The organism is Microcoleus sp. PH2017_12_PCY_D_A (assembly GCF_020738565.1).
Classification (GTDB): Bacteria; Cyanobacteriota; Cyanobacteriia; order Cyanobacteriales; family Microcoleaceae; genus Microcoleus.
Window position 1 is genome coordinate 43,447 of record NZ_JAEQCI010000081.1, and the last position, 26,509, is coordinate 69,955.

The window sequence follows — 26,509 nt, forward strand, 5'->3', positions numbered from 1 at the left end:
AATCAAGGACTAAAGTCCTTAGGACGAACCTTTATTGTTTCGTTTGTAGTGCGGACTTCAGTCCGTCTTGATGCGTGGATAATCAAGGACTAAAGTCCTCACTACGAACCTAAAGATTGTTCGAGCCAATTCAGATAAGCCTCGCTACCAGCGATAATGGGAATAGCAATAATTTCGGGAACTTCATAGGAATGGAGTTCCTGAACTTTTGTTTTTAAAGCCTCAAATTTAGCCAAATCTGTTTTAATCACCAACTGCCACTCCGACTCCGCATGAATCTCGCCTTCCCAAGTATAAATAGAGCGAATCGGCGACAAACTCACACAAGCAGCCAGCTTGCATTCAACAAGAGATTTAGCAATATGCTCCGCCTCCGCCTCCGATGCAGCAGTTACCAGCACCACACCAAAATTAACAGCCATAACAATTTTAGATCCGATTTCAACGGATTTGATATTACCAATTACCAATTACCAATGCCCAATGCCCAATTACCAATTACCAATTACCAATTACCAATTACCAATTACCAATTACCCATTCTTAACTTCCGTAACATCCCAAGAATTGACTCTGCAGGCGCCAGCTAAAGAAAAGTAGCGCCTAGTAGATTCCGGCAAAATAGCTCCCGCCAACAAAGCATTATCTAAATTAGCTCCTATTAGCGTCGCCTCGCTCAAATCGGCAGCCATCAAATCAGCTTGACACAGTTTTGTCCAATTCAGATTTGCCCCTTTCAAACAACTTCCCCTAAACTTAGCCCCGGTTAAGTTTGCTCCCGCCAACTTCACTCCCCGCAACTGAGCCGCGCTGAAATTCGCCCCCGTCAAATTCGAGCCTTCCAAATTAGCTCCCATCAATTTAGCTTCGCTGACGTTGACGCCGCTCAAATCTGCACCGCAGAGATTCACCCCTGTCAACTGCGCTCGCCGCAGGCTGACTCCAGTTAATTGAGCTCCAAAAAGTTTTGCACTGTTGAGCTTGGCACCGTAAAGGTTTGCCCATTTAAAATTAGCTCCGGTGAGGTTGGCGCCTAGCAAGTTAACTAATTGCAAGTCGGCGCTGCACAAATTGGCATTCCACAACACAGCACTCCGCAGGTTGGCGCCGGTTAAAGTTGCGCCGGTTAACTTTACCCTGGGCATTTTTGCTTTTACCAAAAACGCTCCGCTCAAATTAGCTTTTGTCAAATCTGCGCCTGAGAGTTTGGCTTCGCCCATTTTGGCAAAACTCAGATTTGTTCTGTGCATCAGCGCGCCTTTGAGCGTGGCTTTGGTGAGAAACGCTCTGCTGAGGTTCGCTCCGGAAAGATTAGCGCGCGAAAGGTTTACTCCGATTAAGATTGCTCCGCTGAGGTTTGCACCGCTCAGATCGGCTCCAGCAAAGTCTCTTTGTCCTTTTTCGTAATTGTTGAGCAGTTCGCTAACTTCCATAGGGCGTGATACCTTCTCTGATTGGGGGGGTCGATCGAGAAATCTTTACTCTTCAGGTTGTCTCAGAAATTCTACTGTTACAAAAATTAGACTGTTTCAGCGTTGGCATCAAACGGTATAACTTCTGTTAGCATCACTTTCTGTTCAAAGGCGATCTCTTAATAAAGATTTTATATTGTTCTCATGGTGGCGATCGCCCTTTCGGTAGTTTTGACTTAAAAGTTAATATTTCGTGACATAGATAGTCATTCCTTAACGATCGGCATTAATCCGCAATTTCAGCCTCAGCGTGCCCTTAAATCCTGCGGGAGGTTGCCAGGATTGCAAGGCTGCTTTGATGCTCTCAAGGGCGTCTGTTGCTTGCAGCGTCGAGGTTTGAGAGTCGTTAGCCACTTTGACAACACGGCCGTCTTGTACGGATAAATCCCACACCGTCTCGCCACTAACCGCCGCTGGGAGATTAACAGATCGCAGGTATTGATTCAAAGATGCGATCGCCCCAGCATCCAATCCGGGAGCGCTGACAACTTGCAAGCGAGCAGCAATCTGCTGCTGGCGCGATCGTTGGCTGTCAGGAGCCAGCCGCGGGAGAGGAGCTGGGGGTGGCGGTGGCGGTAAAAAACTGCGAGTGGAGCTGGGGCTGCGAGTGCCACCTCTAGTTTGCTCGCGCTCGTCTGCCTCGACAATACCGTTATAGCTGACACCCTGTGGCAATTCCACCGGCACTTCCACGCGACGGCGAGCACCATCTGGTTCGACTCGCACTTCTTCGCTCACGGCCACAAAAGCGGTGTATTCCGACAGCAAGCGATAACTCAAAGCTGTATTAGTCACAGCTTCCACCAGAGAAGGAGTCTCGCCGCCAAACATTTGATTCATTAAATCTTTAATGCGCGATCGCCCCCAAAGTTGAGCTACCGCCGGATTCCCAAAATCTGTAACAATTGCTGCGGCTGAAGTTGACTCTCGCTGTCTCCCTCCGGATTGAGCAAAATTAACAGGTAAAATTTGCTCGTAAGCTTTGCCGCCCGCTTGAGTGCCGCGGATGCGAAGTTGGCCGTTAGTTCGATCGCTCTTTTTGCCAAACAACACCAGCGGTTGAGCGGTAAATAAGTCTGGTGGTGCGATCGGATAAATCTCCGGTTTTTCGCCCATTCCTTCCCAACTAATTTGAATATTAGTCAATACCGGACTGTTAATTTGACGGAAAAACTTTTCAGCAGCTTCCGCTGAAGGTTCATCTTGACGAATTACTTGAGACGTGCCTCTACCAACTTCTGCCAAACGGTTGAGCAAAAACCGATTCACCGAACTGCCGACACCAAAACTATAAAGTCGATTGCCCGGTTTTATACTCCGCTGTACAAGAGCCAAAACTTCTTTTTCATTGCCAATATAACCGTCAGTAATTAGTACAATACTCCGCAGCCTTTCCGTTGGTGCAGCCGGAAACTTCATCACGGCTTGAATGCCGTTGAGCAGTTCAGTGCCGCCGTTAGCTTGCAACTTATCGATATAATTAATTGCGCTTTGTCGATTTTGGGCAGTATTCGCTAAAGGAGTAGTTGATAGCGCTTGCGCCGTGTTGGCAAAATCAATAATAGTAAAAGTATCCTTGGGATTCAGCCCTTGAATGAAGCGGCGCATCAACTCCTTAGATTTTGCTAGCGGCTCGCCCTGTTGAGAACCGGAAGTATCCATCAGAAACACGACATCTTTCGGTACAATTTCATTAGATTTGTAGTTTAATGCCGGAATCAAATAAGTCGCAAAATGACCGCCCCGTTGGTCGGCTTGACTCAGGACTGTGGCGCGAGTATTTTCGCCTGATACTCGATAGCGGAGAATTAAATCTTTGTTAGGAATTTTGTCATAATTCGCTAGTTGGACGCGCACAAGATTGTCGCTGCGTTCTGTGGTAATTTGATGGGAAGTAGAGCGGACATCGCCGATCGCAACTCCGGCATCGATTTCTACGGAAATAGCGATATCCTGACCCGATCGCGTACCCGGAGGCAAGAGAGGCGGGTTTATGCGATCGGCATCTGAACTATCGCCCCCCCTTGCTAAGGGGGGGTTGGGGGGGATCGTATTTCGCGAAATATAGCGCGGGCCTACCACTGTAGGAAACACAAATTCGTAATCGCCGCCGACAAATTTGAGACTCTCGGTGTAGCGAATCGTAACTTCAATCTTTTCTCCCGGTTTGATATTAGCGAGAGACTGAGTAAAAATATTATCGCGTTCTTGTTCCAACAAACCCGCAGTCCGGCCTTGCTCTCTAGCTTTTTGGTAAATTTCCAAAGCTTCATCGCGGCGTTTGATATTAGCTTTAATAATGCGATCGCCGATTTTAATTTCCATATCGTCCACTGCCGCTTCATCGGGGAGGGGAAATACATAAATAGCTTCTAAAGATTCGGGAAAAGGATTTTCAAACTTCTGTACAACTTCGACGCGGGAGATATTGCCGGCAATTTTAGCTTTAACTTCAGTCTGCTTGAGAGTAAAGACTTGTTCTGCGGCCGTATTTTGAGTTTTGACGAACAAACCGCCGACACGGCAGCGAGTTTCGGGCGATCGCGCGCCCTTACAACTAACATCGTTACTACTAGCGAGGATTTTCGGCGACAGAGACGAATGATTTTGCCCGGGAGTGTTTGCCCGCGCCCCATGGGGAGCGAGAATAGCACCGCACTCGTTAGCGAAGCCCTCGAAGAGGATCGCTGCGAGGAATGCGATACCACCAGAAAGCCACTGTTGAGGGGATAGAACGCAGACAAACTTCATAGTTGTTTTTTATCAGACTTGAGGTGCTCTATATACCATGACTTTACCATTGGCGAAACGTTCCTGGGTTAGCTGTTTGGGAAAAATGACGGGATTTTAGATTAAAGATTTTACAATTGACTCCATCGGCGCAGACTGGGGCTGGCATCGGTATTGAGGATTGAGGTCGGTTCGGGCGATCGACTGCTAACCCAACCTACAAGATTGTATAATAGTTAGATACTTAAATAACTGTTACCTAAACCTCTCAGCCTCTAGTAAAAATAAAATACCATGAGTTTCATCAATCCCAAAACCGACTTTGCCTTTAAGAAAATCTTCGGCTCTGCTGACAGCAAAGACATTTTGATTAGCTTCTTAAATGCTATTCTCTACGAAGCAAATCCCGTCATCGAAGAATTAGAAATTCTCGACCCTTATTTGGCTCCCAAAATCAAAGGAGTTAAGAATACTTATTTGGATGTCAAGGCTAAAATTGGTGGCAACAAAACTGTAATAATTGAAATGCAGGTATTGAACGTAGAATCCTTTGAAAAGCGGATTTTGTATAATGCCACCAAAGCTTACTCAGTTCAGTTGAAAAGTGGAGAAAACTATGATTTATTGAATCCAGTAATTGCCCTAACAATTACCGATTTCCAAATGTTTGAACATCTAGAAACAGTAATTTCGCGGTTTTGCATTAAAGAAAAAAATAATCGAATCGATTATTTAGCCGAAGAGTTAGAATTTGTTTTTGTTGAATTACCCAAATTTGACAAGACTTTAGAAGAATTAGAGACCCTGACAGACAAGTGGATATATTTCATGAAAACCGCTCGGACGTTAAGGTCTGTCCCGGAAGAATTGGGGAATGTACCGGAACTCCGCAAAGCTTTTGGAATTGCCAATGAAGCCAATCTAGATCCTGATGAATTGGAGGATTTGGAAAGGCGAGAAATTTTTATTCAAGACCAGCGCGGTGCAATTACCAAAGCGACCAGAATCGGCATCGAACAAGGAATCAGACAAGGTATCGAACAAGGTATCGAACAAGGTATCGAACAAGGTATCGAACAAGGTATCGAACGAGGTATCGAACGAGGTATCGAACGAGGAAAGCAACAGTTACAGCAGTTAGTTGTGTCGCTGTTGGAGCGCCGTGTCGGCCCGCTGTCGCCGGAGATCCAAGCTCGCATCAGTCAGTTATCCGCTGAACAATTAGAGAATTTAGGAGAGGCCGTTTTAGATTTGACCAGTGTGTCAGATTTGATGGCTAAGTTGCAGACATATTCTTGAGGGCGCTCGTCCACCGCTCCAATGGCCAACCTTGTCCGATCGTCAGATAGCTTAAATAACACTAACCTCAACCTCTCAACCTCTGATAAATCAAAAAAGTCATGAATTTTATCAACCCCAAAACCGACTTTGCTTTTAAAAAAATCTTCGGCTCGGATGACAGTAAAGAAATTTTAATTAGTTTCTTAAATGCTCTCCTCTACGAAGCACGGCCAGTTATCGAAGATTTAGAAATTATCGACCCCTATTTAGCTCCAAATATTAAAGGTATCAAAGATACTTACTTGGATGTCAAAGCCAAGATTAATGGTGACAAAACTGTGATTATTGAAATGCAGGTTTTGAATGTAGAATACTTTCAGCAGCGGGTTTTGTACAATGCAACTAAAACATATTCAATGCAGCTAAGCACAGGAAGTGGCTACAGCAAGTTAAACCCTGTGATTGCTTTGACGATTACAGATTTTAAAATGTTTGAGAACATGGACACAGTGATTTCGCATTTTATTTTCAAAGAAAAGACATTTTTAGTAGATTATCTAGCCGATCAATTTGAGATGGTGTTTGTGGAGTTACCAAAATTCAACAAGGAACTAGATGAATTAGAAACCTTGACAGATAAGTGGATATACTTCATGAAAACAGCTCAAGCTTTACAGGCTGTTCCAGAAGAATTGGGAAATGTAGAGGAACTAAAACAGGCTTTTAAAATTGCCAGTACAGCCAATCTAAATGCTCAAGAACTAGATGAATTAGATAAGCGAGAAATCTGGATTCAAGACCAGCGTGGCTCCATTAGTCTAGCTACCAAAATAGCCCTTGCAGAAGGTATCGAACAAGGTATCGAACAAGGAAAGCAGCAGTTACAGCAGTTAGTTGTGTCGCTGTTGGAGCGCCGTGTCGGCCCGCTGTCGCCGGAGATCCAAACTCGCATCAGTCAGTTATCCGCTGAACAATTAGAGAATTTAGGAGAGGCTGTTTTAGATTTGGCTAGTGTGTCAGATTTGACCGATCGCTTGCAGACATATTCTCGATCGAGATAAAAGAAGCCTTGGTTTCTGGTTCGCCCTTTGTCTCCTCTAAAAGCGAACTCAGGAACAATCAACAGTCGGGAAATGGACGATCGCACTCCAAACCCATGCCAAACACCCGATTCAGCTAATGGGCGACTCGTCCTATCCGCACCGTAGCTGAGAAAGGCTCAAACACTGCTGGACAATTTTCGATCCTAGCCCTTAGATTTGAGTGTTACCTTCTTAACTGAGAAACATCTAAAGTCGAAAATCTATGACCAAATTTGTGTTTGTGACCGGCGGCGTGGTTTCCAGCATCGGCAAGGGAATTGTCGCTTCTTCCCTCGGTCGCTTATTGAAGTCCAGGGACTACTCAGTCTCGATTTTGAAGCTAGACCCCTATATTAACGTTGACCCCGGTACTCTCAGCCCGTTTCAGCACGGAGAAGTATTCGTCACCGAAGACGGTGCGGAAACAGACCTGGATTTGGGGCACTACGAGCGTTTTACCGATACTTCCATGTCTCGCCTCAACAGCGTCACCACGGGTTCCATTTATCAAGCCGTGATTAATAAGGAACGCCGCGGGGAGTATCAGGGGAGTACAGTACAGGTGATTCCCCACATCACTAACGAGATTAAAGAGCGAATTTTTCGGGTAGCAAAAAACACCAATCCTGACGTGGTGATTACGGAAATCGGCGGCACGGTGGGAGATATTGAATCTTTGCCGTTTTTGGAGGCAATTCGCCAGTTTCGCAAGGCTGTCGGACGGCAAAATGTTGTGTATATGCACGTGACGCTGATACCTTGGATTCCTTCGGCTGGGGAGATGAAAACTAAACCGACTCAGCACTCGGTGAAGGAGTTAAGGTCGATCGGCATTCAACCAGATATTTTAGTCTGTAGGTGCGATCGGCCTTTACCTCTGGGCCTCAAACAAAAATTGTCGGAATTCTGCAACGTGCCCGAAGAATGCGTCATCACGGCTCAAGATGCCAAAAGTATCTACGAAGTGCCTTTGATGATGGAACAGGAAGGCTTGGCGGAACAAACCATCAATTTGCTGCAACTCGAACAGCGGCAGCCCGATTTGACTCAGTGGCAAACCTTAGTCAAGCGCCTTTACAGTCCCAGCCACAAGATTGATATTGCTTTGGTTGGCAAATACGTGCGGTTGAACGATGCTTATCTTTCGGTGGTGGAAGCTTTGCGGCACGCCGCAATCTCGATCGGCTGCGACCTAAATTTGCACTGGATTAACTCAGAAGATTTAGAATCGGGAAACATCGAAAACTATCTCCAAGATATCAACGGCATTGTTGTGCCCGGAGGTTTTGGAATTCGCGGAGTAGACGGCAAAATAGCGGCGATTCGATATGCCAAACACCATAAAATACCCTTTTTGGGATTGTGTTTGGGGATGCAGTGTGCTGTGATCGAATGGGCGCGCAACACCGCCCAACTAAAGGATGCCAACAGCGCTGAATTCAACCCGGATACGGCAAATCCAGTAATTAATTTATTGCCGGAACAGCAAGATGTAATTGATTTGGGCGGTACGATGCGAGTGGGTTTGTATCCGTGCCGCGTCAACCCGGACACCCTCGCTTTCAAACTGTATCAAAAAGAAGTGATTTACGAGCGGCACCGCCACCGGTACGAGTTCAACAATGCCTACCGCAATCTTTTCTTAGAATCAGGTTATGTCGTATCCGGCACATCTCCCGACGGCCGATTGGTAGAAATGATCGAATTGCCCAACCATCCCTTTTTCATCGCCAGTCAATTTCACCCAGAATTCCAATCTAGACCTAGCGCCCCGCACCCTTTGTTTCAGGGGTTTATCCAGGTGGCGAGCACCCAGGGAAAGCAGGATGTTTTGGAAGCTGAGGCCCGCGACTTGGTGGCGGGGAAACTGGCCGGAAGCTGATCTCATCTGATGTGCGATCGATTAGTTTTGATATATTGGATGTCTGTAGGGCGGGTGAATACACGCAATATTCAAATCGGGCAGACAATTTCTGTACAAAACCCGCCCCACCCAAAAATCGGATTTGATTCGGGTTGCACTTACCAGACATGATATCGGGGAGCATTCTCAACGACGGAAAAACCTCACCTCCCGGCCCTTACAGGGGTTGGGGGGCTAGTACCCGAACGCAGAAGGGAGAAGGCAGAAGGTAAAAATTGCTGATATTTTTACTTAACTTTTTACCTAAGATTTCCAGGTGATACCAGTTTCACAAAAGAATGCAACTGTAGGTGAGATCCAAACCCCGATAGTCATCTGTCATTCCCAATTCCCAATTCCCAATTCCCAATTCCCAAATCTAAAATTGTATGAGTTGTCAAACTATCCTAAAATACCAAGAAACGCAGGTTTGAGGAGGTTTTGTGTTGTGGCTTACTGGAGCAAAATTACTTATGAGAAAAATACATACATAATTGACCTTGACACTATTAGTGCTTTTTCTAGCGAACTGGATAACAAGCGTATTACCTTTTGGCTGCCGAATAGCAGTCTGCCGATTATCCTCAATCCCCAAGGGAATTATGAGGCTTACAAGCAAATTCTCGAATACATCAAAAAAACGATCGATCGCAATTCTAAAGGTTCGTGGATTAAAATTAATTATGACCGCAAAGATTTTGCGATCGATCTGAGTCGAATTAGCTCTTTTGCTTGCGAACAGAACGGTCGGTTAATCAGCTTTTGCCTGCCTGACAGCGCCACTAATATTATTATCATGCGCGAAGGCAACTCGGAGGATTATCAAAAACTTCAGGAATACATTAAAAATATGACTGGGCATTCTCTGCCATGAAGAAGTCATCAGTCATTAGTCATTAGTCATTGGTCATTGGTCATTAGTGATTTTAGCGACCTGCAAAGCTAGTTTTGCTGCGCCTACCATGCCTGCTTGATTGCCTAACTCAGCAACCAATAACTGCAAACCTTCGCGAGAACTCGGCAGCACGCGCCGCTCAATTTCCGATTGAACTGCTGGCAAGAAAAATTCTGCACCGGCACTAATTCCGCCGCCGATAATAATAGCTTCCGGCGTTAAAATATAAATAATACTTGCTAAACCGATACCGAGATAGCGACCGTAATTCGTCCAAAATTCTAAAGCTTTGGCATCTCCAGACTTAGCTAGATTGGCTAATTCTAGGGGTTCCAAACCAGTGTCGCGGCGAATTGCTAGCACGGAAATGTACTGTTCTAAAGAACCGTGATTGCCACTATTGCACTCTGGGCCGTCGGGATTTATAGAAATCAATCCTAATTCTCCGGCTGCACCTAAATGACCTGTAAATAGTTTGCCATCTAGGATAATTGCCCCACCAACTCCTGTACCTAAAGTTAGTAAAATTAGGTTTTTAAAATGCTTTCCTGCACCTAACCAAGATTCTCCTAATCCGGCACAGTCGGCGTCATTTGCTAATATTGTCGGCAGTCCGGTTTTGGCTTCCAACCAGTCAGCTAGGGGGACGTTGTGCCAGTTTTTGAGGTTGATTGCGACTCGCGCTATTCTGCCGGCTGCGTCTGCTGGGCCTGGTGTGCCAATGCCGATCGCCCCTACAGCATTTTCTTGTGGATTTAGTTGTAAAATAGCATCGGTTATGGCGGCTAACACAGCTTCAGGTGTAGCGGGTTGAGGCGTGGGGACTGTTAAGGATTGGTGACAAATCCCGTCGGCGCTGAATCTGCCGAGTTTGATTGCGGTGCCGCCTAAGTCGATGCCGATTACTTGTGTCATTACGAATTAAGTTTGTAGTGAGGACTGAGCGTCCTCTTTCGTCTTATTTGAGCGTGTGAAAATTAGCGACGGATGCGGCGCTTAATTGCTAAGAATATCATGCCGATCGATCTTAGTCTATTAAATTTTTAGCCTCTCCATCTACATCCTATTCATCCTACGCACCATCTCCACCTCTGCGACTCTCATCCCCAGAAACACCCAAACCATCCCCAACAAACACCGCCTCAATCACATTCCCATATCCACCATCATCCTCAACCACCGGCAGCGGAAATCGCGTCAAAATCTCCCGCCCCATATCCCCCGCCACCTCCGACAATTCCCCGCTGCGAATTCTCCCCAACAATTCCAGCCTGCGCGCCAATTCCTGAAGCGAAGCCACCGCATCGGTAGCAGTATTGTCATCATGTTCGCCCTCAAACAATCGACTTCCAAACCGTCGCAACCAAGCCGCCAATTCACTATCTCTCAGGCGTTTGGCGATTAAGAATCCCGCGATATCGCCACGACTCCAGTCGGCATTCACCCCTTCCAGGATTTCCATGAATTTCGACTCGTATTCCGCGTCTGTTAGGGTGGGGCGGGGCGCAGGTGGTGGCGGTGGTGGGGGTGTTTTCCCCAATAAGCGCTGGATTAGTTGTTTGAGGAATTGCCAAATTTTGTTTAGCATTTGAGTTGGGGATTTTTTTACCGCAGATGCAGGCAGATATACGCAGATGAACGCAGATGGATGGAGATGAAGGCAGATGGTTTTACTTACTTTAATAGCGGATAATACAGTTCTCCAGTAGAGTTGATATAACCCGCCCGATCGCCCGCGAGGTTCCCGGTGCCCATAAATACGTCAACTCTGCCCGCGCCTTTAATTGCACCGCCCGTATCCTGATCCAAAACAAACCGATTCACGGCATTTTGTTCGAGTTTTCCCGCCGCATTGGGATAGGGCAGTTTCGTGCTAATTAATGCTAGGGCGCCGGGGGGCATTAGGGATTTGTCGGTGGCGATCGACCTTTCGGCAGTTACGGGCACTCCAATGCTGCCAGTAGCAGGTGCTCCGTTAGTATTCTGGAAGAAGACAAAGCTTTGATTCTTCGGCAAATACTTGTCCATCTCTGCCGGAAAATTGGTAAAATATTCCCTTAGTTTCGGCAATGTTAGCTGTTCTAAAGTAAACTTGCCGTCCTTAACTAACTCTCGCCCGACACCCGTATAACTCTGACTGGTTTTCCCGGCGAAACCTACTGTCATCACGCCGCCGTCTGCTAGCTGCAACTTCGCTGAACCTTGGACGTGGACAAGAAATGCTTGGAAGCGATCGCGCAACCAGACTAATTCCAATCCCCGCAGCAATCCTTTGCTTCCCTGCAAAGCATCCGCACCTTCCAATTCCAATCGGGTTGGGTGAGGTTTCGGCCAAGAACCGAGGTTTGGCGGCGCCTTGTACAGGGGGTAACGGTATTCGGAATTAGGCGTGCGAGAAGCCTGGTAAGTCGGCTCGAAATAACCGGTAAATGCTACTGTTCCTTTGTTGTCTTTGCCGATCGACTTATAAAACACAAATTCCCGCTTGACAGATTCCTGGAGTTGTGCTGGAGTTGTAGAACTGACAACTAATTGGCGGAATCGATCGAGCGAGCGCCTAACTCGATCGCGCGTAACTCCTGCTACCCGATAGCGTTGGTAAGCGCTAGCAGCGGCCGATGTACCGAGATAGCCGAGGCTGTAGTCGATCGACTTTAACAGCAATTGTCGATCGCCCGGTTTGCCATTTTCGCCCCAGATTTGAGCGTCAAAGGCGATCGACTCCAACTCGCTTGCTGGTAATTGACTGACACTAATTTGTTGCAGCGCCGGAATTGCGATCGCCGGAACAGAAAATGCGATCGCCAAAACACAACAGGCGATCGCCAATAGCTGATAGCGAAAAATCTTGCTCAACTTCTAAATTTCCCTAATCTGTTGATGATTATAATTTTCCTACTCGATCATTCATCGTATCGTTCGAGACTAGAACTAAACATCGGTTCTACCCGAATTGCAAGAATACTGGAAGGCCTAACTACCATGTATTCGCCTTGAATATTTTTGATCGGGACATTGACAAATTCTGACGAATCTTGTTTGGGAACCAGGCTTTTATACCACTGTTGAAAATCTGACAGAGTTGCAAAACGGATTTCTTCGCGGTGGCCGCCATCAAGCAGCAGGTGCACGGAATATTCGCTGGGTGTTCTAGGCATATGTGTATTTTAGATTTTTGATTTTAAGCTTTTAGAACGATTCCATATTTTACCTGATACTCGGCGCATTCCTTCATCTAGTAGGTTGGAGAGGGGGAGATGGGGAGATGGGGAGAGGGGGAGAGGGGGAGAGGGGAGAGATTGGTGCCAACTTAGATTGTCACATCCTTGGCGGGCGATGGATGGAACCCCGCTACGCTACGATGTTTTGGGGCAAGGAAACGGCGGGAGTGCGGTATCCTACCTCCATCTACCGCCCCTGCACGGCTGGATGTACGATTGTCACATCCTTGGCGGGTTCAGAGGGCAATTTCATCATCCCATCCGGTGAATTTTACCCGTTTCCCACAGTCAGGAGACGGTAGTACCGAAGGAGTGTCAACTTAAGCCGTTAGCCCGCCAAAGTCCTCCCGCCCACCCGAGGGCCCGCCAGGGACTCAAGTCCCTGGCTAATAGCGAAAGTCCTCTCGAAGAGGACTAATGAATTCTTGAGTCCTCTTTGACCCGAGGGCCCGCCAGGGACTCAAGTCCCTGGCTAATAGAAGACAGTCCTCTCAAAGAGGACTAATGAGTTCTTGAGTCCTCTTTGAGAGGACTTTCGCTTTGAGGCAGGGGTTTCAACCCCTGCCGGACTATCGGAGTGCGGGTTTGACGTTAAACAGAGGACTAATTAGTTCTTGAGTCCTCTTTGAGAGGACTTTCGCTTTGAGGCAGGGGTTTCAACCCCTGCCGGACTATCGGAGTGCGGGTTTGACGTTAAGTTGACACTCCTTGGGTGAAGCGTAGCGGAGGGAGTACCGTGTCCCTAGCACGATCGATCGCAGGCCAGACCAAGATTGTGTATATTACAGCACGATGTGACCGCAACACTTAAAATAGTCTGGATTTAGCCATCGACTGCACCCTTTCCCCATCAATATTTCTCCTTCGCTGGCGGCGTCGGCCAGCCGGAGTCGCGAGGTTCCGCTTCCAAAATGCTGATAATGGTGCACAATTTCAAATTAACAACAAAACCTGCACTCTTTTGAGTAAGCTTTTGGTGGAACAGCTCAGAGAGCCTGTTTCTAAGAGTGATGCAAAATATCAAATTTATCATCAATCCTGTCCAATTACCAATTACGAACCTATGCCCCGCCGCCAAGACTTAAAAAAGATTCTCCTGATTGGTTCCGGCCCAATTGTTATCGGCCAAGCGTGCGAGTTCGACTATTCGGGGACACAAGCTTGCAAAGCTTTGCGAGAAGAAGGTTACGAAGTAGTGCTGGTGAATTCCAACCCTGCAACGATTATGACCGATCCGGAAACTGCCGATCGCATTTACATCGAACCTCTAACGCCGGCCATCCTCGAACAAATCATTGCTAAAGAAAGACCTCAAGCAATTTTACCGACAATGGGCGGTCAAACTGCACTAAATTTAGCAGTTGCCGTCGCTAAAAATGGTGTTTTGGAAAAATACGATGTAGAGTTGATTGGCGCTAAATTGCCAGCAATTGAAATGGCCGAAGATCGGCTGCTATTTAAAGAAGCGATGGCGCGAATTGGCGTCGCAGTTTGTCCTTCGGGAATTGCCAACAATCTCGATGAAGCCAAAGCAATCGGCCACCAAATCGGCACTTATCCGTTAATTATCCGTCCGGCTTTTACAATGGGCGGTACGGGAGGCGGCATTTCTTACAATCAAGAAGAGTTTGAAGAAATGGCCCAAGGCGGCGTAGATGCCAGCCCAGTATCGCAAATTTTAATCGAACAATCTTTGATCGGTTGGAAAGAGTACGAACTGGAAGTAATGCGGGATTTGGCAGATAATGTAGTGATTATTTGTTCGATCGAAAATATCGACCCGATGGGCATCCACACGGGCGATTCGATTACCGTCGCCCCGGCTCAAACTCTTACCGACAAAGAATATCAGCGCCTGCGGGATGCTTCGGTGAAAATTATCCGCGAAATCGGAGTAGAAACCGGCGGTTCTAACATTCAATTTGCAGTGAATCCAGTCAACGGCGATTTCATTGTAATTGAAATGAATCCCCGGGTTTCTCGTTCCTCCGCCTTGGCCTCGAAAGCAACCGGTTTCCCGATCGCCAAAATGGCGGCAAAATTAGCAGTAGGTTACACCCTAGACGAAATTTCCAACGATATTACCAAGAAAACTCCGGCGTCTTTTGAACCGACAATTGACTACGTGGTGACGAAAATTCCCCGATTTGCCTTTGAAAAGTTCCCCGGTTCCGAACCGACTCTGACAACGCAAATGAAGTCAGTAGGAGAGGTAATGGCGATCGGGCGCAGCTTCAACGAATCTTTCCAAAAAGCGCTGCGGGGATTGGAAACTGGCCGCGCAGGTTTCGGGTGCGACAAACCGGAAAAGTTGCCGAGTTTGGAACAAATTCGCGCCGGATTGCGAACGCCAAATCCCGATCGCATTTTTACAGTCCGCCACGCGATGATGATGGGAATGTCCGTAGAAGACATCTTTGAACTGACAGCAATTGACCCCTGGTTTTTGGATAAAATGCAGGAATTGCTCGAAGCCGAGAAGTTTTTGAAACGAACGGCGCTCAAACAGTTGACAAAAGACACAATGTTTGAAATAAAGCAGTTGGGATTTAGCGATCGCCAAATTGCTTACGCCACCAAAACATCGGAAGATGAAGTCCGCACCTACCGCAAACAATTGGGCGTAGTACCGATTTACAAAACAGTCGATACCTGTGCCGCCGAGTTTGAAGCGCTGACACCATATTACTATTCCACCTACGAACTGGGGGCGGCAATTTGGGAATTGGGCGATGAAGAAAAGAAAGTGTCGCCCGTGGCCCACAGTCTGGCGCCGGAGTCGGAAGTTTTGCCTTCTACCAAGCGAAAAGTGATGATTTTAGGCGGCGGCCCGAACCGCATCGGACAGGGGATTGAGTTTGATTATTGTTGCTGTCACGCTTCCTATTCCCTCGGGGAAGACGGGTTTGAGACAATTATGGTCAACTCGAACCCAGAAACGGTTTCGACAGATTACGATACGAGCGATCGCCTTTATTTTGAACCGCTAACCAAAGAAGATGTTCTCAACATCATCGAAGCGGAAAATCCCGAGGGAGTAATCATTCAATTTGGCGGACAAACACCGCTAAAATTGGCGCTTCCTTTACAAAAATCTCTCGAAAATCACCCCGACGTACAAACAAAAATCTGGGGAACTTCGCCGGATTCCATTGATGCTGCAGAAGACAGGGAAAGATTTGAAAAGATTCTGCGACAGTTGGATATTCAGCAAGCTGCTAACGGTTTGGCGCGCAGTTATCAGGATGCTTTGATCGTAGCTCAACGCATCGGTTATCCAGTCGTAGTGCGCCCCAGTTACGTGTTAGGCGGACGAGCAATGGAAATTGTTTATTCCGATTCAGAATTGGAACGTTACATGACATACGCGGTACTGGTAGAACCGGAGCACCCAATTTTAATTGACAAGTTCTTGGAAAATGCGATCGAGATTGATGTAGATGCGATCGCCGATGTTACTGGCAATGTTACCATCGGCGGTATCATGGAGCACATCGAAGAAGCGGGCATCCACTCCGGCGACTCGGCTTGTTCCATCCCTTACCAAACGCTTTCCGACGCAGCTTTAGTCACAATCCGCCGCCAGACAATAGAACTAGCAAAAGCCTTGAAAGTCATCGGGTTGATGAACATTCAATTTGCTGTACAAGGCGAGGAAGTTTTCATTTTGGAAGCTAACCCGCGCGCTTCTCGTACAGTACCTTTTGTGTCCAAAGCAATCGGAGTTCCCCTGGCAAAAATGGCCTCGCGAGTCATGTCTGGCAAAACTCTCGAAGCTTTAGGTTTTACTAAAGAGATTGTACCGACTCATGTTTCAGTGAAAGAGGCCGTGCTACCATTTGCTAAGTTCCCAGGAACTGATACATTGTTAGGGCCGGAAATGCGATCGACTGGCGAAGTCATGGGAATTGATACAGATTTCGGCAAAGCCTTCGCCAAAGCTCAACTCGGCGCTGGACAAGTGATGCCGCAGTCGGGAGTTGTGCTCGTTTCGATGCGCGATCGCGATAAACTATCAGTAGTACCAGTAATCAAAGAATTCTTAGAATTGGGTTTCAAAATAGTCGCAACCCACGGTACGCGCAAAGTTTTGCGCGAGCAAGGTTTAGACGTAGATTTGGAATTGAAACTGCACGAAGGGCGGCCAAATTTGTTGGATTCCATCAAGAATGAGAAAATCCAACTAATTATTACCACACCCTCCGGCGAAGAATCGCGCGCCGACGGTATCTTTATCCGCCGCACAGCTTTGACTTACAAAATCCCGATTATTACCACAATAGCCGGTGCTAAGGCCACAGCAGCGGGAATTCGATCGCTCAAATCGCATCCGATGGAAGTGAAAGCAATTCAAGACTATTACCCGCAAGCGTAGAGTGATTGTAGGGTGCGCACTGCGCACCTTACAAAAGACTTATTGTATAAATCTTTGATTGATAACTCAACCGCAGATGTAATATAAATTCCCTCAGCATCGGAATCATTCATCTTTATTCTCTCTCTCTGTGTCCTCTGCGCTCTACAAGAATTAAATCATTCCAATACCACCGCAGATGTAAGGCAGATAACGCAGATAAACGCAGATAATTTCAAGATAGTTTGGAACTTTTTCAATCTTGTCTAAACTACGGTTTGTTACCTACAAACTTAACCAGTGCGCACTGCGCACCCTAGGACTACGCACTTAACCAGTGCGCAGTGCGCACCCTAGGACTACGCACCCTCGAAAATCTAATCTGAATCAGAATCTAAAGCACCGCTAGACAGCATCAACCTCGGCCAAACCAACAGGAAAAATCCCATCCAAGCCAATAAAGGAATCGCGACTAAAACAGTTATCCAAACAGTTTTTAGCAAAAACAAACTACCAGAAATCAAACTTGTGCCTGTCAAAAGAATCGACCAAGGCTGACACCACCAAGGTTTGTAATCCCAAGCACTAATAGCTTTTTTCTCAGAACCAGTTTTCATATTTGCAGTGATTTTTTATAGATAACAGAGTTAGGCCAATTAACCTAATCTAAGCATACAGCACTTGTTCTGCTGTCAGCGTTAATTCTGGAAAAGTCCGCGACACAATTCGATCGCTGCCCTTAAACGCAGTTGTTTGATAGTTACCGCCTGCATCCAAGAGGTGGACAAATACAGTCGCAACTTTGGGCTTTCCGATGAATTTAGAGCTAGCAATTGCTAAATAATCGACAACCCAATATTCGGCAATTCCCAGACGCTGATACTCATCCAATTTATGAATATAATCGACATTCCAATTCATTGATGCTACCTCCACCGCTAACTGAATTGGTTCGCGCATAGCAGCATAGGCAGAACGGTCAGAATACCACAAATCGCGATCGATTACGCTGACATCTGGTCTCCGTCCTTGTTCGACTCCGGATTTAGTTACACTTCTGATAGCTGTTTTGCTTGTCACTACATAATTTAAGCTCAGGTTTTTGATTTGAGCGTGAAAAGAGGTTAAGATGCAGTCAGCAACATCAATATGATTTCTGGTTGGAAATATTTCGATAATCTCTCCGTTCACCAGTTCGTATAATCCATCTTCGGGACATTCTACAAGAAATTGGTCAAAGCTGATTTTTGCAATCATCAGACTTATCCTTATTTTGCAGTATCACTATTAAACTATGTTACCACAGACAGGAATAAATTTGTTTTTTTGACCGCCGATGAACGCCGATGAGCGCGGATGAACAAAAGATCGTAGCCTAGCGGGGCTCCATCCATCGCCCTTCTGATATTTGACACTGAATATTTGACGCTGATATTTCACTGAAATGGTAAAATGCGATCGAGACGATGAGGGCATGATTAATTATCCAAACCCATGCGGTGGCTTTTTCCCCATCTCTTAGATAACTAAATTCTTCTTCCCTCTTCCTTCTTCCCTCTTCCCTCTTCCTTCTTCCTTCTGCCTTCTGCTATAAAGTAACAATGCTAAAAACCGAGCCACTCCAAGGTCAATCCTGAACCATGAGACTAGACGAAGCCGTAGAATTTGCCGAAAACCCAGAGCCGCGGTGTCCCTGCGTCCTCCTGCTGGACACCTCCGGCTCCATGCAAGGCGCACCCATAGACGCTTTGAATGAGGGGCTGGAAGTTTTTAGGAATGACCTAATTAAAGATGAACTAGCTAAAAAGCGAGTCGAAGTCGCGATTATTTCCTTTGACAATAATATCAAAGTCGTGCAAGACTTCGTGACCGCCGATCAGTTCGAGACACCGCTGCTGACAGCCCAAGGACAAACCCACATGGGCGCCGGCATTCAGCTAGCACTAGATACCATCGCCGCCCGCAAATCCGAATACCGCAACAATGGGATTACCTATTACCGCCCGTGGGTATTTATGATTACCGACGGTGAACCTCAAGGCGAATCCGACGATGTTGTGGAAATCGCAGCACAGCGGATTAAAGAGGAAGAAACTAACAAGCGCGTGGCATTTTTTGCAGTCGGTGTGGAAGGTGCTAATATCTCCCGTCTCGCGCAAATTGTCGATCGCACTCCTGTAAAATTGAAAGGATTAGATTTTCGAGAAATGTTCATCTGGCTGTCGGCTAGTATGCAGAGAGTTTCTCATTCAAAAATTGACGAACAAGTAGCACTTCCACCGCCCGGATGGGGAACTGTTTAGTTATTTGTCATTAGTTATCGATGATCGTTGGTGATTAGGCCTAAGGTGCGCAGTGCGCACCCTACATGGTTGGTGATTAGGCCTAAGGTGCGCAGTGCGCACCCTACATGGTTGGTGATTAGGCCTTGGTGATTAGGCCTAAGGTGCGCACTGCGCACCCTACATGGTTGGTGATTAGGCCTAAGGTGCGCACTGCGCACCCTACATAATTAGGGACAAACAAACTATCCCTGAATTTCCATGTTTTTGAATTTACGAAGTTTTGAATACAAGAGTTATTAATGGAGAATTCATCTTTTAATTGGCAAGTTGTAGCGGCATCGGTGACTGGTACGAGCCACGAAAAACGATCGCAGCCCTGTCAAGATGCCCACTGTTGGCGGGTATTGTCTAACGGTGTTTTGGTAGCAGCGGTGGCTGACGGCGCGGGTTCGGCTGCACTGGCAGAAGTGGGGGCAAAAATTGCTGTGGAAGCGGTTGTGGAAACGATTTGTCAACAGGATTTGCAGCCTGAAAGTGACGACGAATGGCAGGTATTTTTCACGGCTTCTCTGCAAGTTGCGCGGGCGGCTGTGGAAGCGGAAGCGGCTGTGCGGGAAGTGCCGGCGAGGGATTTGGCTTGCACTTTGATTGCGGTTGTGGCTACGCCAGAATTGATCGCGGTTGCTCAAATTGGGGATGGTGCGGCGGTGGCGGGCGATAGTGCGGGAAGTGCGATCGCCCTTACTGTACCTCCCTGCGGCGAATATATCAACGAAACCATATTTTTGATTTCGCCAAATGCGATCGAAACAGCGCAATTTCAGGTAATGCGGGAACAACTTCCGCACTTAGCCGTGTTTTCCGACGGCTTGCAAATGCTCGCTCTCAAAATCCCCGAAGGTACGCCGCACGGGCCGTTTTTTGCACCTTTGTTTCGGTTTTCGGGCACGGCGAAGGAAGATGCGGATGCCAAAGAGCAATTAGAGTCGTTTTTGCGATCGCCCCGGGTGTGCGATCGCACCGATGATGACTTAACATTATTATTGGCAACTTTTTCGACATCGGAGGCACAGAACAATTAAAAATAAACATATTTAAAAAGCAAACATCCATCTGTATCAACCGACATTTACCTGCGGTAAAAAAATCCCGATTCTGAATTTGGAAACAAGTCTAATCGGTTCAACTGAATAGACTTCTTGCAAAAGTCCTTTTAATCAAATTTTGGAACGGGCAAGATGCCCGTTCCACAAAAAACATTTTTTCTTGTGGAACGGGCATCTTGCCCCTCCTAGTTATTTTTGCACTCTTGTCTAACGAGCGGCGGAAATTTGGCACGGTTCTATAATAAAATCGAGGTGTCAACAATTATGGCTCAGTCTGTACAGTAGGTCGTCACTTGCAAGCACAAGAGATTAAGGATAAGCTCAACTCCCTAATTAGCGAAGCAGATCTCATAGATCCGGGTTTGGCGAGAAGATTGGATGAAATCAATCGCTGGGTGAAAGATGTTAAACCCGGTTCGCTAACTGCTAAGAAATTTGTGCTGGCTTTTTTGCTACAGCTTATGCGAGATTCTCAGGTTTGGCTGGCGCTTCAATCCCTATCTTCGGAAAGAGATCGAGAAACGGCGTTTGAGTCAATGACTCCGGGCGAAAGGTATTGGTACGGCTATCTATTTCCTAAATGGCTGAGTGAAAACGATCGCAAATTTTACATCTGGAAACAAAAACTCAAGGCGGGTAAATTCGATCCGGCTGACGATGGCGTCATTCGCGCGCTCGCTGCCCGGATAGTGGAACGTCAAGGCAGTGTTTTGTATCGCTATGTAGCAGATCTTTCTATGGCTACCGATTCGATCGTCAGCAACCGCCAACAGCAGCCCCTCTGCATTCAAGTCACTACTCTTTCTGATGAGTTTTCGGAACAAAAATATCATAAATGGCAACAAACTCTTCAAGGCTGGGGGATTGACAGAGGACTATTTTTAAGTTATGATACAAAAGATGCAAATTTCCTGAACCAGTTAGTTAACATTGCATTATATAATAGTGATAATTTGCCCGCAGGTCGTTACCTTAAATTCCCATAAATTCACCCGATCTGCTGCTGAGAATATTTCGACTGCTAAAAATTCGGTGAACAAGAAATTTTGAATAACTCGCATATTGCAGAATTTTAGACAATGCCACCAACTTAATCATCAGCCCGCTTCCATTGGGCCCGAAGGCTACGCCAAGATTTTTCCTCCCATTCTCTGTTTCCCGGGGGGATATGGCCAAGTGCGGAAACAGGTATAGGTGTCAATTTAACGTCAAACGTAGTACCGGTCTGCTGTATGAGTATGAGACCCTCGATCCCCCCTAGCCCCCCTTCAAAAGGGGGGGACAAGAGTATTTTCTTGCCTCCTTTTGAAGGGGGATTGAGGGGGATCGAGACTCGGGTATAAATGAGAAATACAAAGGTTTTCAGACGATTGTTGGCAGGGTGAACGACAACAGGCGATCGATACGAAGGCTAAGAAACGGGAAAATTTACCGAAAGAATCAATCTTGTAAAATAACTAGCAAGTCGGTATAAATTGAATTGAGATTAGATTGAAGTGCGGTGAAGTTGTTGGAAATAAAATCAAATTACATCAAGATCAATACTATGACAGTACAAGGTACAAGCACCGTTGAAAGCAATTTACAAAAAGTCTTTGATGAACTAGAAGCTGCCCGAAAAATGCAGGATGATTGGATGCACCACGGGTTAGATTTTGTGGATTTGTATGTCGAAGATGCGGGCGGTGATTGGTTGGAAAAGTGGGCAAAATGTGAAGAAGAATTAGAACAGATAAAAATTAAACAGGTAGTAGATGTTGAACCAGTCAAAGTAGCGATCGACCTTTCGGACTTTGAGCAAACCCAAGTTGTGGAAATCGCCTTGACTCGTCTTTCCTGCGACTCTCCATCCGGGAAAGATGTGAAGCACCAACGGCTGTCACTCCTGGGCGGAGCAATTTTCGGTGCTGTTGTTACCGATTACCTCTACCGTGAATATCCTCACCTCGATGGGGAGGCGATCTCAACTTTAAAAAGTGGTTTAGCAGCACCGGAAAAACTGGCAGAATTCGCACAAAATTTTAACTTGAACGAACTCTGCCGGCGGAGCGAACTCGGGAAAGAAGCAGACCAAAGCGAGTACAATAAATTTTTAGCCGAGAGTTTTGAGGCTTTGTTTGGCGCGATTTATTTGGAGTTCGATCGCAATTTTTCCCGTGCGGGAAACTGGCTGACTCAGCAGTTGATTGAAACAACTGTCAGCGAATATCTCGATCTAACTCAGCAGCCGGAAAGTGGGCTGGAAAATGAGCTAAAACGGCGGGAAATCCTGGGCGCGTATCTGATGGATGCGATCGCGATCGACTATCTGTACCACCGCTTTCCCGATCGCAACAGCAGTCAGTTAACTCGCTGGAAAAATCTGTTAGCGGCTAAAGAGATTTTCCCGAAAGACTTTAAAACAAAATTAGGCAGTCACTATCTAGAATTGGAGAGCAATTTCTCGCGTACCCGCGACTGGCTGGTGGATAATTTCATCAAAACCGCCGTTGACGAACTGGAAGACGAAACAGGCGATCGGCTAAAATAAAATCAACTCCTAAAAAAAATGGGAAAACAGCAATGGTTACACAACTGCAATCTCCCGACAAATCAAATATCATCTACCCCGATGATAACGGCGAACCGATGTCAAACAATACAGATCAGTTTCGATTAATCGTTTGGATTAAAGAAAATTTAGAATTGCTGTTTGCAAATGACCAGAATGTTTTCGTGGCCGGTGACTTGCTTTGGTATCCGGTGGAAGGGAATAATAAACTATGCCAAGCACCAGATGTGATGGCAGTTTTTGGCATCCCCAAAGGATATCGAGGTTCTTACCAACAGTGGAACGAAGATAATATTGCACCGCAAGTCGCTTTTGAAATTTTGCCGGGAGATCGGATCGGTTCGGTTCGACGATCGAAAAATTCAAATTCTACGAACGCTACGGTGTGGAAGAATACTATTTCTACAATCCGCAAACATTGGAACTGGGAGGATGGTTGCGGGTTGAGTCACAATTAGAAGCGATCGAACAAATGGACGGTTGGATAAGTCCGAGACTGGGAGTGCGGTTTCAATTATCTGAAACTGGACTCGAAATGTTCGGGCCCTCTGGAGAACCGTTTATGAGTTTTGTGGAACTCGATCGACTCCGACAGCAAGCCGAGGTACGGGCCCAACAAGAATGCCTTCGGGCCCAACAGGCTCAAATGCTGCTGGAAGAGGCCCAAATGCTGCTGGAACAAGAACGATCGCGATCGCAAGCCTTAGAATTAAGACTCCGAGACATGGGAATAGAGCCAGATCGACTGTAACCACAATTGCAAAATTGAACTATTGTGGAACAGGCATCTTATCTGTTGCTGAGTTTTCCAGGACGGGCAGGATGCCCATCCCACAATAAAATAGAATTACCGGTTTATCAGTGGGGTCGCTTTCTAAAATCTAAAATTTAAAATCTAAAATCGACTAATCCTCTATCCCCTAACGGAATTCTATGCAGTTGCAACGCCAATTTAGCGGACAACTGATTGCGATCGACACCAACAGCGCGATCGCCAGCGGCGGTGAAGGTCGCATCTACCCGATCGCCAAAGACTCGTCCCTTGTAGCAAAAATCTACCACAAACCGACAGACGAAGACGGCGACAAACTCACTGTCATGTTCAGTATGCCGCCGGATGCGCCGATCGCGGAACCGGGACACGCTTCAATTGCTTGGCCGCTCGATTTGCTGCATACTGTCGGCGGGCGCGAAAAAATCGTCGGTTTTGTGATGCCGCGCGTCAACAAAGTGCTGCCGGTACACACTTTCTACACTCCCAAAACCAGGCGCGAACAAAAACCGCTATTTAACTATCTTTACCTCCACCGCACCGCCAGAAACCTCGCTTCGGCGGTAAACGCCCTCCACGTCAGGGGTTACGTCATCGGCGATGTCAACGAGTCGAATATTCTCGTCACGGATACGGCTTTAGTAACCCTGGTAGACACGGATTCCTTTCAAGTGCGCGATCCTTATACGGGTTACGTTTATCGGTGTCCCGTGGGGAAACCCGAGTTTACGCCGCCGGAATTGCAGGGCCAGACTTTCCGCGATATCGATCGAGCTCCAGAGCACGATTTGTTCGGTTTGGCGGTACTAATTTTTCAATTGTTGATGGAAGGTACGCACCCATTTTCGGGAGTGTATCTCGGTACTGGCGAACCCCCGTCTCTGGAAGCGAGAATTCGATCGGGCCATTTCCCCAGCGGTACCAAGCGGATACCCTACCGCCCGATGCCCGCAGCGCCGCCCTTCGAGATGCTGCATCCCCGACTGCGACAGATGTTTCTCCGCTGTTTTGAGGAAGGGCACAGCAATCCGTCGGTGCGCCCGGATGCAAAAACTTGGGTGAATGCGATTCGGGAAGCGGAAGATTCCCTAATTACTTGCAGCAAAAACTCTCAGCACAAATACGGAAATCATCTGAGTCGGTGCCCTTGGTGCGATCGGGCAAAACTCCTCAAAGGCCGCGATCCGTTTCCTTCGCGCGGCGCAGTCAGCAACGGATTGCACTTGCAGCCCGCCAAAACCAAGCGTAAAAAGCCCCAACCACCGCCCGTCGTGAGGGAGACCGCAGTGCGCCGCCAACAGCCCTCCACGGGTCTGCCGCGCCAACTGGGCAACTATCAACTGCCGATGCTACCGATTCCTTCTCGAAGTCGGGCTCCGGCGCCTCCGGTTCCCCTTAGCAAGTTTGAGCGGATTGTTCAGGATGCTGCCTGGGGTGGTGTTTGGGGGACTTTGTGTTTGGCGGCGGTGGCGGGGATTTTTTCGGCGATCGCGGAGGGCGGCGGCGCGATTTTGGGGGCGATTTTTGTTGGTTCGATTTGGGGCAGTTTTTTTGGGATGATGTGGGGCATTTTTACTTTGTCGCCGAACCAGATTTGGCGGAAGTGGGGGGGAGTTTTGCTAGGGAGTCTCTGGGGGGCTTTCTTTTTGGCTGCGATCAGCGGTGTGGTGTTTGGGGCGATTAGTGACAATCGGGCGATCGGGCAAGGGATTTTGTCAGGCGCGGGGGTTGGTACTTTCTGGGGCGGTATTTGGGCGGCTTTTTCGCCTCCTCTGGCGCGGCCTGTGGGCAGAGTGTGGGGCCGGCGGGGAGCGTTTTTGGGGGCGGTTTGGGGAGCGTTTATGGGGACTTGGGCTGGTGTTTTGCTAGGGGCTGGATTGGTGGTTTGGCAGCAGTATAACGGGCTGATGCGGCCTGCGATCGAGTTTGGGGGTTTGTTGGTGGGTGTGGCCATTGTGGCGGCGGGTGTGGGTGCGATCGGGGGTTTGGTTTCTGGGAGTTTGTTGGGTTTTTGCGGGTTTGCGCCGAAGCTACCGGTGTCGTTTCAGCCTTCGGGAATTCGCGGTGCGGCTTTGGGTTCGATTTGGGGAAGTTTTTTGGGGAATGCGGCGGGTGCGGTGTTGGGGGCGGGGGTTTGTGCGGTGTTTCCGGCCCTGGGCGGTGGGGTGTCGGTGCAGTTGGCCCCTGTGGTAGGTGCGATCGTCGGGGCTGGTTTGGGGGCGATTTGGGGGATAATTTCGGGTGCTGTTTGGGGCGCGTTGGGGAAGTGGTGATTTGATTTAAGCTTTGTTTAGGTCGATCGAGTATATGCAGCAACCAACTAGAACAAGAAGCATCAGCACAAGAAAATATAAACAATGAGGTAATGATGTCTAAGAAGGAAACCTGGATTGTTTACAAAGTAGAATCAATGAGCGCCGAAGGCTGGAGAGAACGCAAGTTAATGCCGTCCGGCGGCTTGACCGAAATGCTGACAGAAGAGTGGGACTTTTCCGGTAAATTGCCTCAAATCGGCGATCGCGTGCGAGAATACACAAATCTGCAAGACCCCGACAATGGCATCACTCACGGTAAAGATGGCGACTGGATTGTGACTCGCATCAACCACTTCTCGTCTAAGGAAACCAACCAGGAAATAGCAGTATGTTATTGTGCTTATCAACCCATTGAAGCTAACTGGGTCGAACTGAAACGAGGAAGACCGGTTAACGAGATTTTGCAAGCCGCTGAGGTTGGGTAGCTAGTTATATCACGTCCGGTCGATTACCATAATAAAAACGGTTCGTAGTGCGGACTTAAGTCCGCTCTCAGGCTGTCGATTACCATAATAAAAACGGTTCGTAGTGCGGACTTAAGT

At 47.4% G+C, this 26,509-nt stretch carries 21 protein-coding genes and 1 pseudogene; 13 read left to right on the forward strand and 9 right to left on the reverse strand.

Features of this window, described 5'->3' with window-relative positions:
- Positions 1-101: 101 nt before the first annotated feature.
- From cutA to JGK39_RS22600, 3 genes are all read right to left on the reverse strand, one after another.
- Entirely contained in the window at positions 102-422 is a 321-nt protein-coding gene (cutA, locus tag JGK39_RS22590) for a divalent-cation tolerance protein CutA (protein WP_293257910.1), read from the reverse strand.
- 111 nt (positions 423-533) lie between these two features.
- Positions 534-1,433: a pentapeptide repeat-containing protein gene (locus JGK39_RS22595; protein ID WP_293257913.1), complete on the reverse strand. Its 900-nt coding sequence runs from the start codon at positions 1,431-1,433 to the stop codon at positions 534-536.
- A 252-nt stretch (positions 1,434-1,685) separates the two neighbouring features.
- The gene (locus JGK39_RS22600; RefSeq protein WP_293257915.1) at positions 1,686-4,223 is read right to left on the reverse strand and encodes a VIT domain-containing protein; all 2,538 of its coding nucleotides are present in this window, start codon (positions 4,221-4,223) and stop codon (positions 1,686-1,688) included.
- 273 nt (positions 4,224-4,496) lie between these two features.
- Here JGK39_RS22600 and JGK39_RS22605 point away from each other — a divergent pair, with 273 nt between their 5' ends.
- The 4 genes from JGK39_RS22605 to JGK39_RS22620 all read left to right on the forward strand — a co-directional run bounded on the left by JGK39_RS22605 (position 4,497) and on the right by JGK39_RS22620 (position 9,342).
- On the forward strand, positions 4,497-5,501 hold the full coding sequence (locus tag JGK39_RS22605) for an Rpn family recombination-promoting nuclease/putative transposase (RefSeq protein ID WP_293257917.1): 1,005 nt from the start codon (positions 4,497-4,499) through the stop codon (positions 5,499-5,501).
- A 101-nt stretch (positions 5,502-5,602) separates the two neighbouring features.
- Complete coding sequence (locus tag JGK39_RS22610; protein ID WP_293257919.1) at positions 5,603-6,544, forward strand: Rpn family recombination-promoting nuclease/putative transposase; 942 nt, start codon at positions 5,603-5,605, stop codon at positions 6,542-6,544.
- A gap of 244 nt (positions 6,545-6,788) precedes the next feature.
- On the forward strand, positions 6,789-8,447 hold the full coding sequence (locus tag JGK39_RS22615; protein WP_293297781.1) for a CTP synthase: 1,659 nt from the start codon (positions 6,789-6,791) through the stop codon (positions 8,445-8,447).
- A gap of 469 nt (positions 8,448-8,916) precedes the next feature.
- The gene (locus tag JGK39_RS22620) at positions 8,917-9,342 is read left to right on the forward strand and encodes a hypothetical protein (protein ID WP_293257923.1); all 426 of its coding nucleotides are present in this window, start codon (positions 8,917-8,919) and stop codon (positions 9,340-9,342) included.
- A 33-nt stretch (positions 9,343-9,375) separates the two neighbouring features.
- On the opposite strand, the gene JGK39_RS22625 is transcribed toward JGK39_RS22620, so the two are convergent.
- The 4 genes from JGK39_RS22625 to JGK39_RS22640 form a co-directional block, all read right to left on the reverse strand.
- On the reverse strand, positions 9,376-10,278 hold the full coding sequence (locus tag JGK39_RS22625; RefSeq protein WP_293297784.1) for an ROK family protein: 903 nt from the start codon (positions 10,276-10,278) through the stop codon (positions 9,376-9,378).
- Between the two features lie 157 nt (positions 10,279-10,435).
- Entirely contained in the window at positions 10,436-10,951 is a 516-nt protein-coding gene (locus tag JGK39_RS22630; protein WP_293257927.1) for a hypothetical protein, read from the reverse strand.
- A gap of 86 nt (positions 10,952-11,037) precedes the next feature.
- Positions 11,038-12,219 (reverse strand): murein transglycosylase A, encoded by a 1,182-nt coding sequence (locus JGK39_RS22635; RefSeq protein ID WP_293257929.1) that lies wholly within the window; start codon positions 12,217-12,219, stop codon positions 11,038-11,040.
- A 47-nt stretch (positions 12,220-12,266) separates the two neighbouring features.
- Entirely contained in the window at positions 12,267-12,521 is a 255-nt protein-coding gene (locus JGK39_RS22640; RefSeq protein ID WP_293257931.1) for a hypothetical protein, read from the reverse strand.
- A 107-nt stretch (positions 12,522-12,628) separates the two neighbouring features.
- Between JGK39_RS22640 and JGK39_RS22645 the strand changes: the two genes are divergently transcribed.
- Positions 12,629-12,886 (forward strand): hypothetical protein, encoded by a 258-nt coding sequence (locus JGK39_RS22645; RefSeq protein WP_293257933.1) that lies wholly within the window; start codon positions 12,629-12,631, stop codon positions 12,884-12,886.
- 761 nt (positions 12,887-13,647) lie between these two features.
- Entirely contained in the window at positions 13,648-16,959 is a 3,312-nt protein-coding gene (gene carB, locus JGK39_RS22650) for a carbamoyl-phosphate synthase large subunit (RefSeq protein ID WP_293257984.1), read from the forward strand.
- A 356-nt stretch (positions 16,960-17,315) separates the two neighbouring features.
- Here the strand turns inward: carB and JGK39_RS22655 are convergent, their stop codons facing one another.
- Positions 17,316-17,555, reverse strand: a complete 240-nt coding sequence (locus JGK39_RS22655; RefSeq protein WP_293257935.1) for a DUF6737 family protein — start codon at positions 17,553-17,555, stop codon at positions 17,316-17,318.
- 49 nt (positions 17,556-17,604) lie between these two features.
- Complete coding sequence (locus JGK39_RS22660) at positions 17,605-18,195, reverse strand: Uma2 family endonuclease (RefSeq protein WP_293257937.1); 591 nt, start codon at positions 18,193-18,195, stop codon at positions 17,605-17,607.
- Between the two features lie 383 nt (positions 18,196-18,578).
- On the opposite strand from JGK39_RS22660, the gene JGK39_RS22665 reads away from it, so the two are divergent.
- The 7 genes and pseudogenes from JGK39_RS22665 to JGK39_RS22695 all read left to right on the forward strand — a co-directional run bounded on the left by JGK39_RS22665 (position 18,579) and on the right by JGK39_RS22695 (position 26,392).
- Positions 18,579-19,241, forward strand: coding sequence for a VWA domain-containing protein (locus JGK39_RS22665; protein ID WP_293257939.1), 663 nt, complete (start codon positions 18,579-18,581; stop codon positions 19,239-19,241).
- A gap of 281 nt (positions 19,242-19,522) precedes the next feature.
- The gene (locus JGK39_RS22670) at positions 19,523-20,305 is read left to right on the forward strand and encodes a PP2C family serine/threonine-protein phosphatase (protein ID WP_293257941.1); all 783 of its coding nucleotides are present in this window, start codon (positions 19,523-19,525) and stop codon (positions 20,303-20,305) included.
- Between the two features lie 317 nt (positions 20,306-20,622).
- Positions 20,623-21,315: a hypothetical protein gene (locus tag JGK39_RS22675; protein WP_293257943.1), complete on the forward strand. Its 693-nt coding sequence runs from the start codon at positions 20,623-20,625 to the stop codon at positions 21,313-21,315.
- Between the two features lie 560 nt (positions 21,316-21,875).
- Positions 21,876-22,859: a ribonuclease III domain-containing protein gene (locus JGK39_RS22680; protein WP_293257945.1), complete on the forward strand. Its 984-nt coding sequence runs from the start codon at positions 21,876-21,878 to the stop codon at positions 22,857-22,859.
- Positions 22,860-22,891: 32 nt separating this feature from the next.
- A pseudogene (locus tag JGK39_RS22685) lies at positions 22,892-23,631 on the forward strand (Uma2 family endonuclease).
- A gap of 182 nt (positions 23,632-23,813) precedes the next feature.
- Complete coding sequence (locus JGK39_RS22690) at positions 23,814-25,925, forward strand: DNA-binding protein (protein ID WP_293257947.1); 2,112 nt, start codon at positions 23,814-23,816, stop codon at positions 25,923-25,925.
- A gap of 92 nt (positions 25,926-26,017) precedes the next feature.
- The gene (locus tag JGK39_RS22695) at positions 26,018-26,392 is read left to right on the forward strand and encodes a hypothetical protein (RefSeq protein WP_293257949.1); all 375 of its coding nucleotides are present in this window, start codon (positions 26,018-26,020) and stop codon (positions 26,390-26,392) included.
- The last annotated feature ends 117 nt before the right edge of the window (positions 26,393-26,509 follow it).

Bases quoted from the DNA above. Each gene is read 5' to 3' on its own strand.
- cutA (WP_293257910.1), bottom strand. From the start codon at position 422: ATGGCTGTTAATTTTGGTGTGGTGCTGGTAACTGCTGCATCGGAGGCG.
- JGK39_RS22595 (WP_293257913.1), bottom strand. From the start codon at position 1,433: ATGGAAGTTAGCGAACTGCTCAACAATTACGAAAAAGGACAAAGAGAC.
- JGK39_RS22600 (WP_293257915.1), bottom strand. From the start codon at position 4,223: ATGAAGTTTGTCTGCGTTCTATCCCCTCAACAGTGGCTTTCTGGTGGT.
- JGK39_RS22605 (WP_293257917.1), top strand. From the start codon at position 4,497: ATGAGTTTCATCAATCCCAAAACCGACTTTGCCTTTAAGAAAATCTTC.
- JGK39_RS22610 (WP_293257919.1), top strand. From the start codon at position 5,603: ATGAATTTTATCAACCCCAAAACCGACTTTGCTTTTAAAAAAATCTTC.
- JGK39_RS22615 (WP_293297781.1), top strand. From the start codon at position 6,789: ATGACCAAATTTGTGTTTGTGACCGGCGGCGTGGTTTCCAGCATCGGC.
- JGK39_RS22625 (WP_293297784.1), bottom strand. From the start codon at position 10,278: ATGACACAAGTAATCGGCATCGACTTAGGCGGCACCGCAATCAAACTC.
- JGK39_RS22630 (WP_293257927.1), bottom strand. From the start codon at position 10,951: ATGCTAAACAAAATTTGGCAATTCCTCAAACAACTAATCCAGCGCTTA.
- JGK39_RS22640 (WP_293257931.1), bottom strand. From the start codon at position 12,521: ATGCCTAGAACACCCAGCGAATATTCCGTGCACCTGCTGCTTGATGGC.
- JGK39_RS22645 (WP_293257933.1), top strand. From the start codon at position 12,629: ATGGGGAGAGGGGGAGAGGGGGAGAGGGGAGAGATTGGTGCCAACTTA.
- carB (WP_293257984.1), top strand. From the start codon at position 13,648: ATGCCCCGCCGCCAAGACTTAAAAAAGATTCTCCTGATTGGTTCCGGC.
- JGK39_RS22655 (WP_293257935.1), bottom strand. From the start codon at position 17,555: ATGAAAACTGGTTCTGAGAAAAAAGCTATTAGTGCTTGGGATTACAAA.
- JGK39_RS22660 (WP_293257937.1), bottom strand. From the start codon at position 18,195: ATGATTGCAAAAATCAGCTTTGACCAATTTCTTGTAGAATGTCCCGAA.
- JGK39_RS22665 (WP_293257939.1), top strand. From the start codon at position 18,579: ATGAGACTAGACGAAGCCGTAGAATTTGCCGAAAACCCAGAGCCGCGG.
- JGK39_RS22670 (WP_293257941.1), top strand. From the start codon at position 19,523: ATGGAGAATTCATCTTTTAATTGGCAAGTTGTAGCGGCATCGGTGACT.
- JGK39_RS22680 (WP_293257945.1), top strand. From the start codon at position 21,876: ATGACAGTACAAGGTACAAGCACCGTTGAAAGCAATTTACAAAAAGTC.
- JGK39_RS22690 (WP_293257947.1), top strand. From the start codon at position 23,814: ATGCAGTTGCAACGCCAATTTAGCGGACAACTGATTGCGATCGACACC.
- JGK39_RS22695 (WP_293257949.1), top strand. From the start codon at position 26,018: ATGATGTCTAAGAAGGAAACCTGGATTGTTTACAAAGTAGAATCAATG.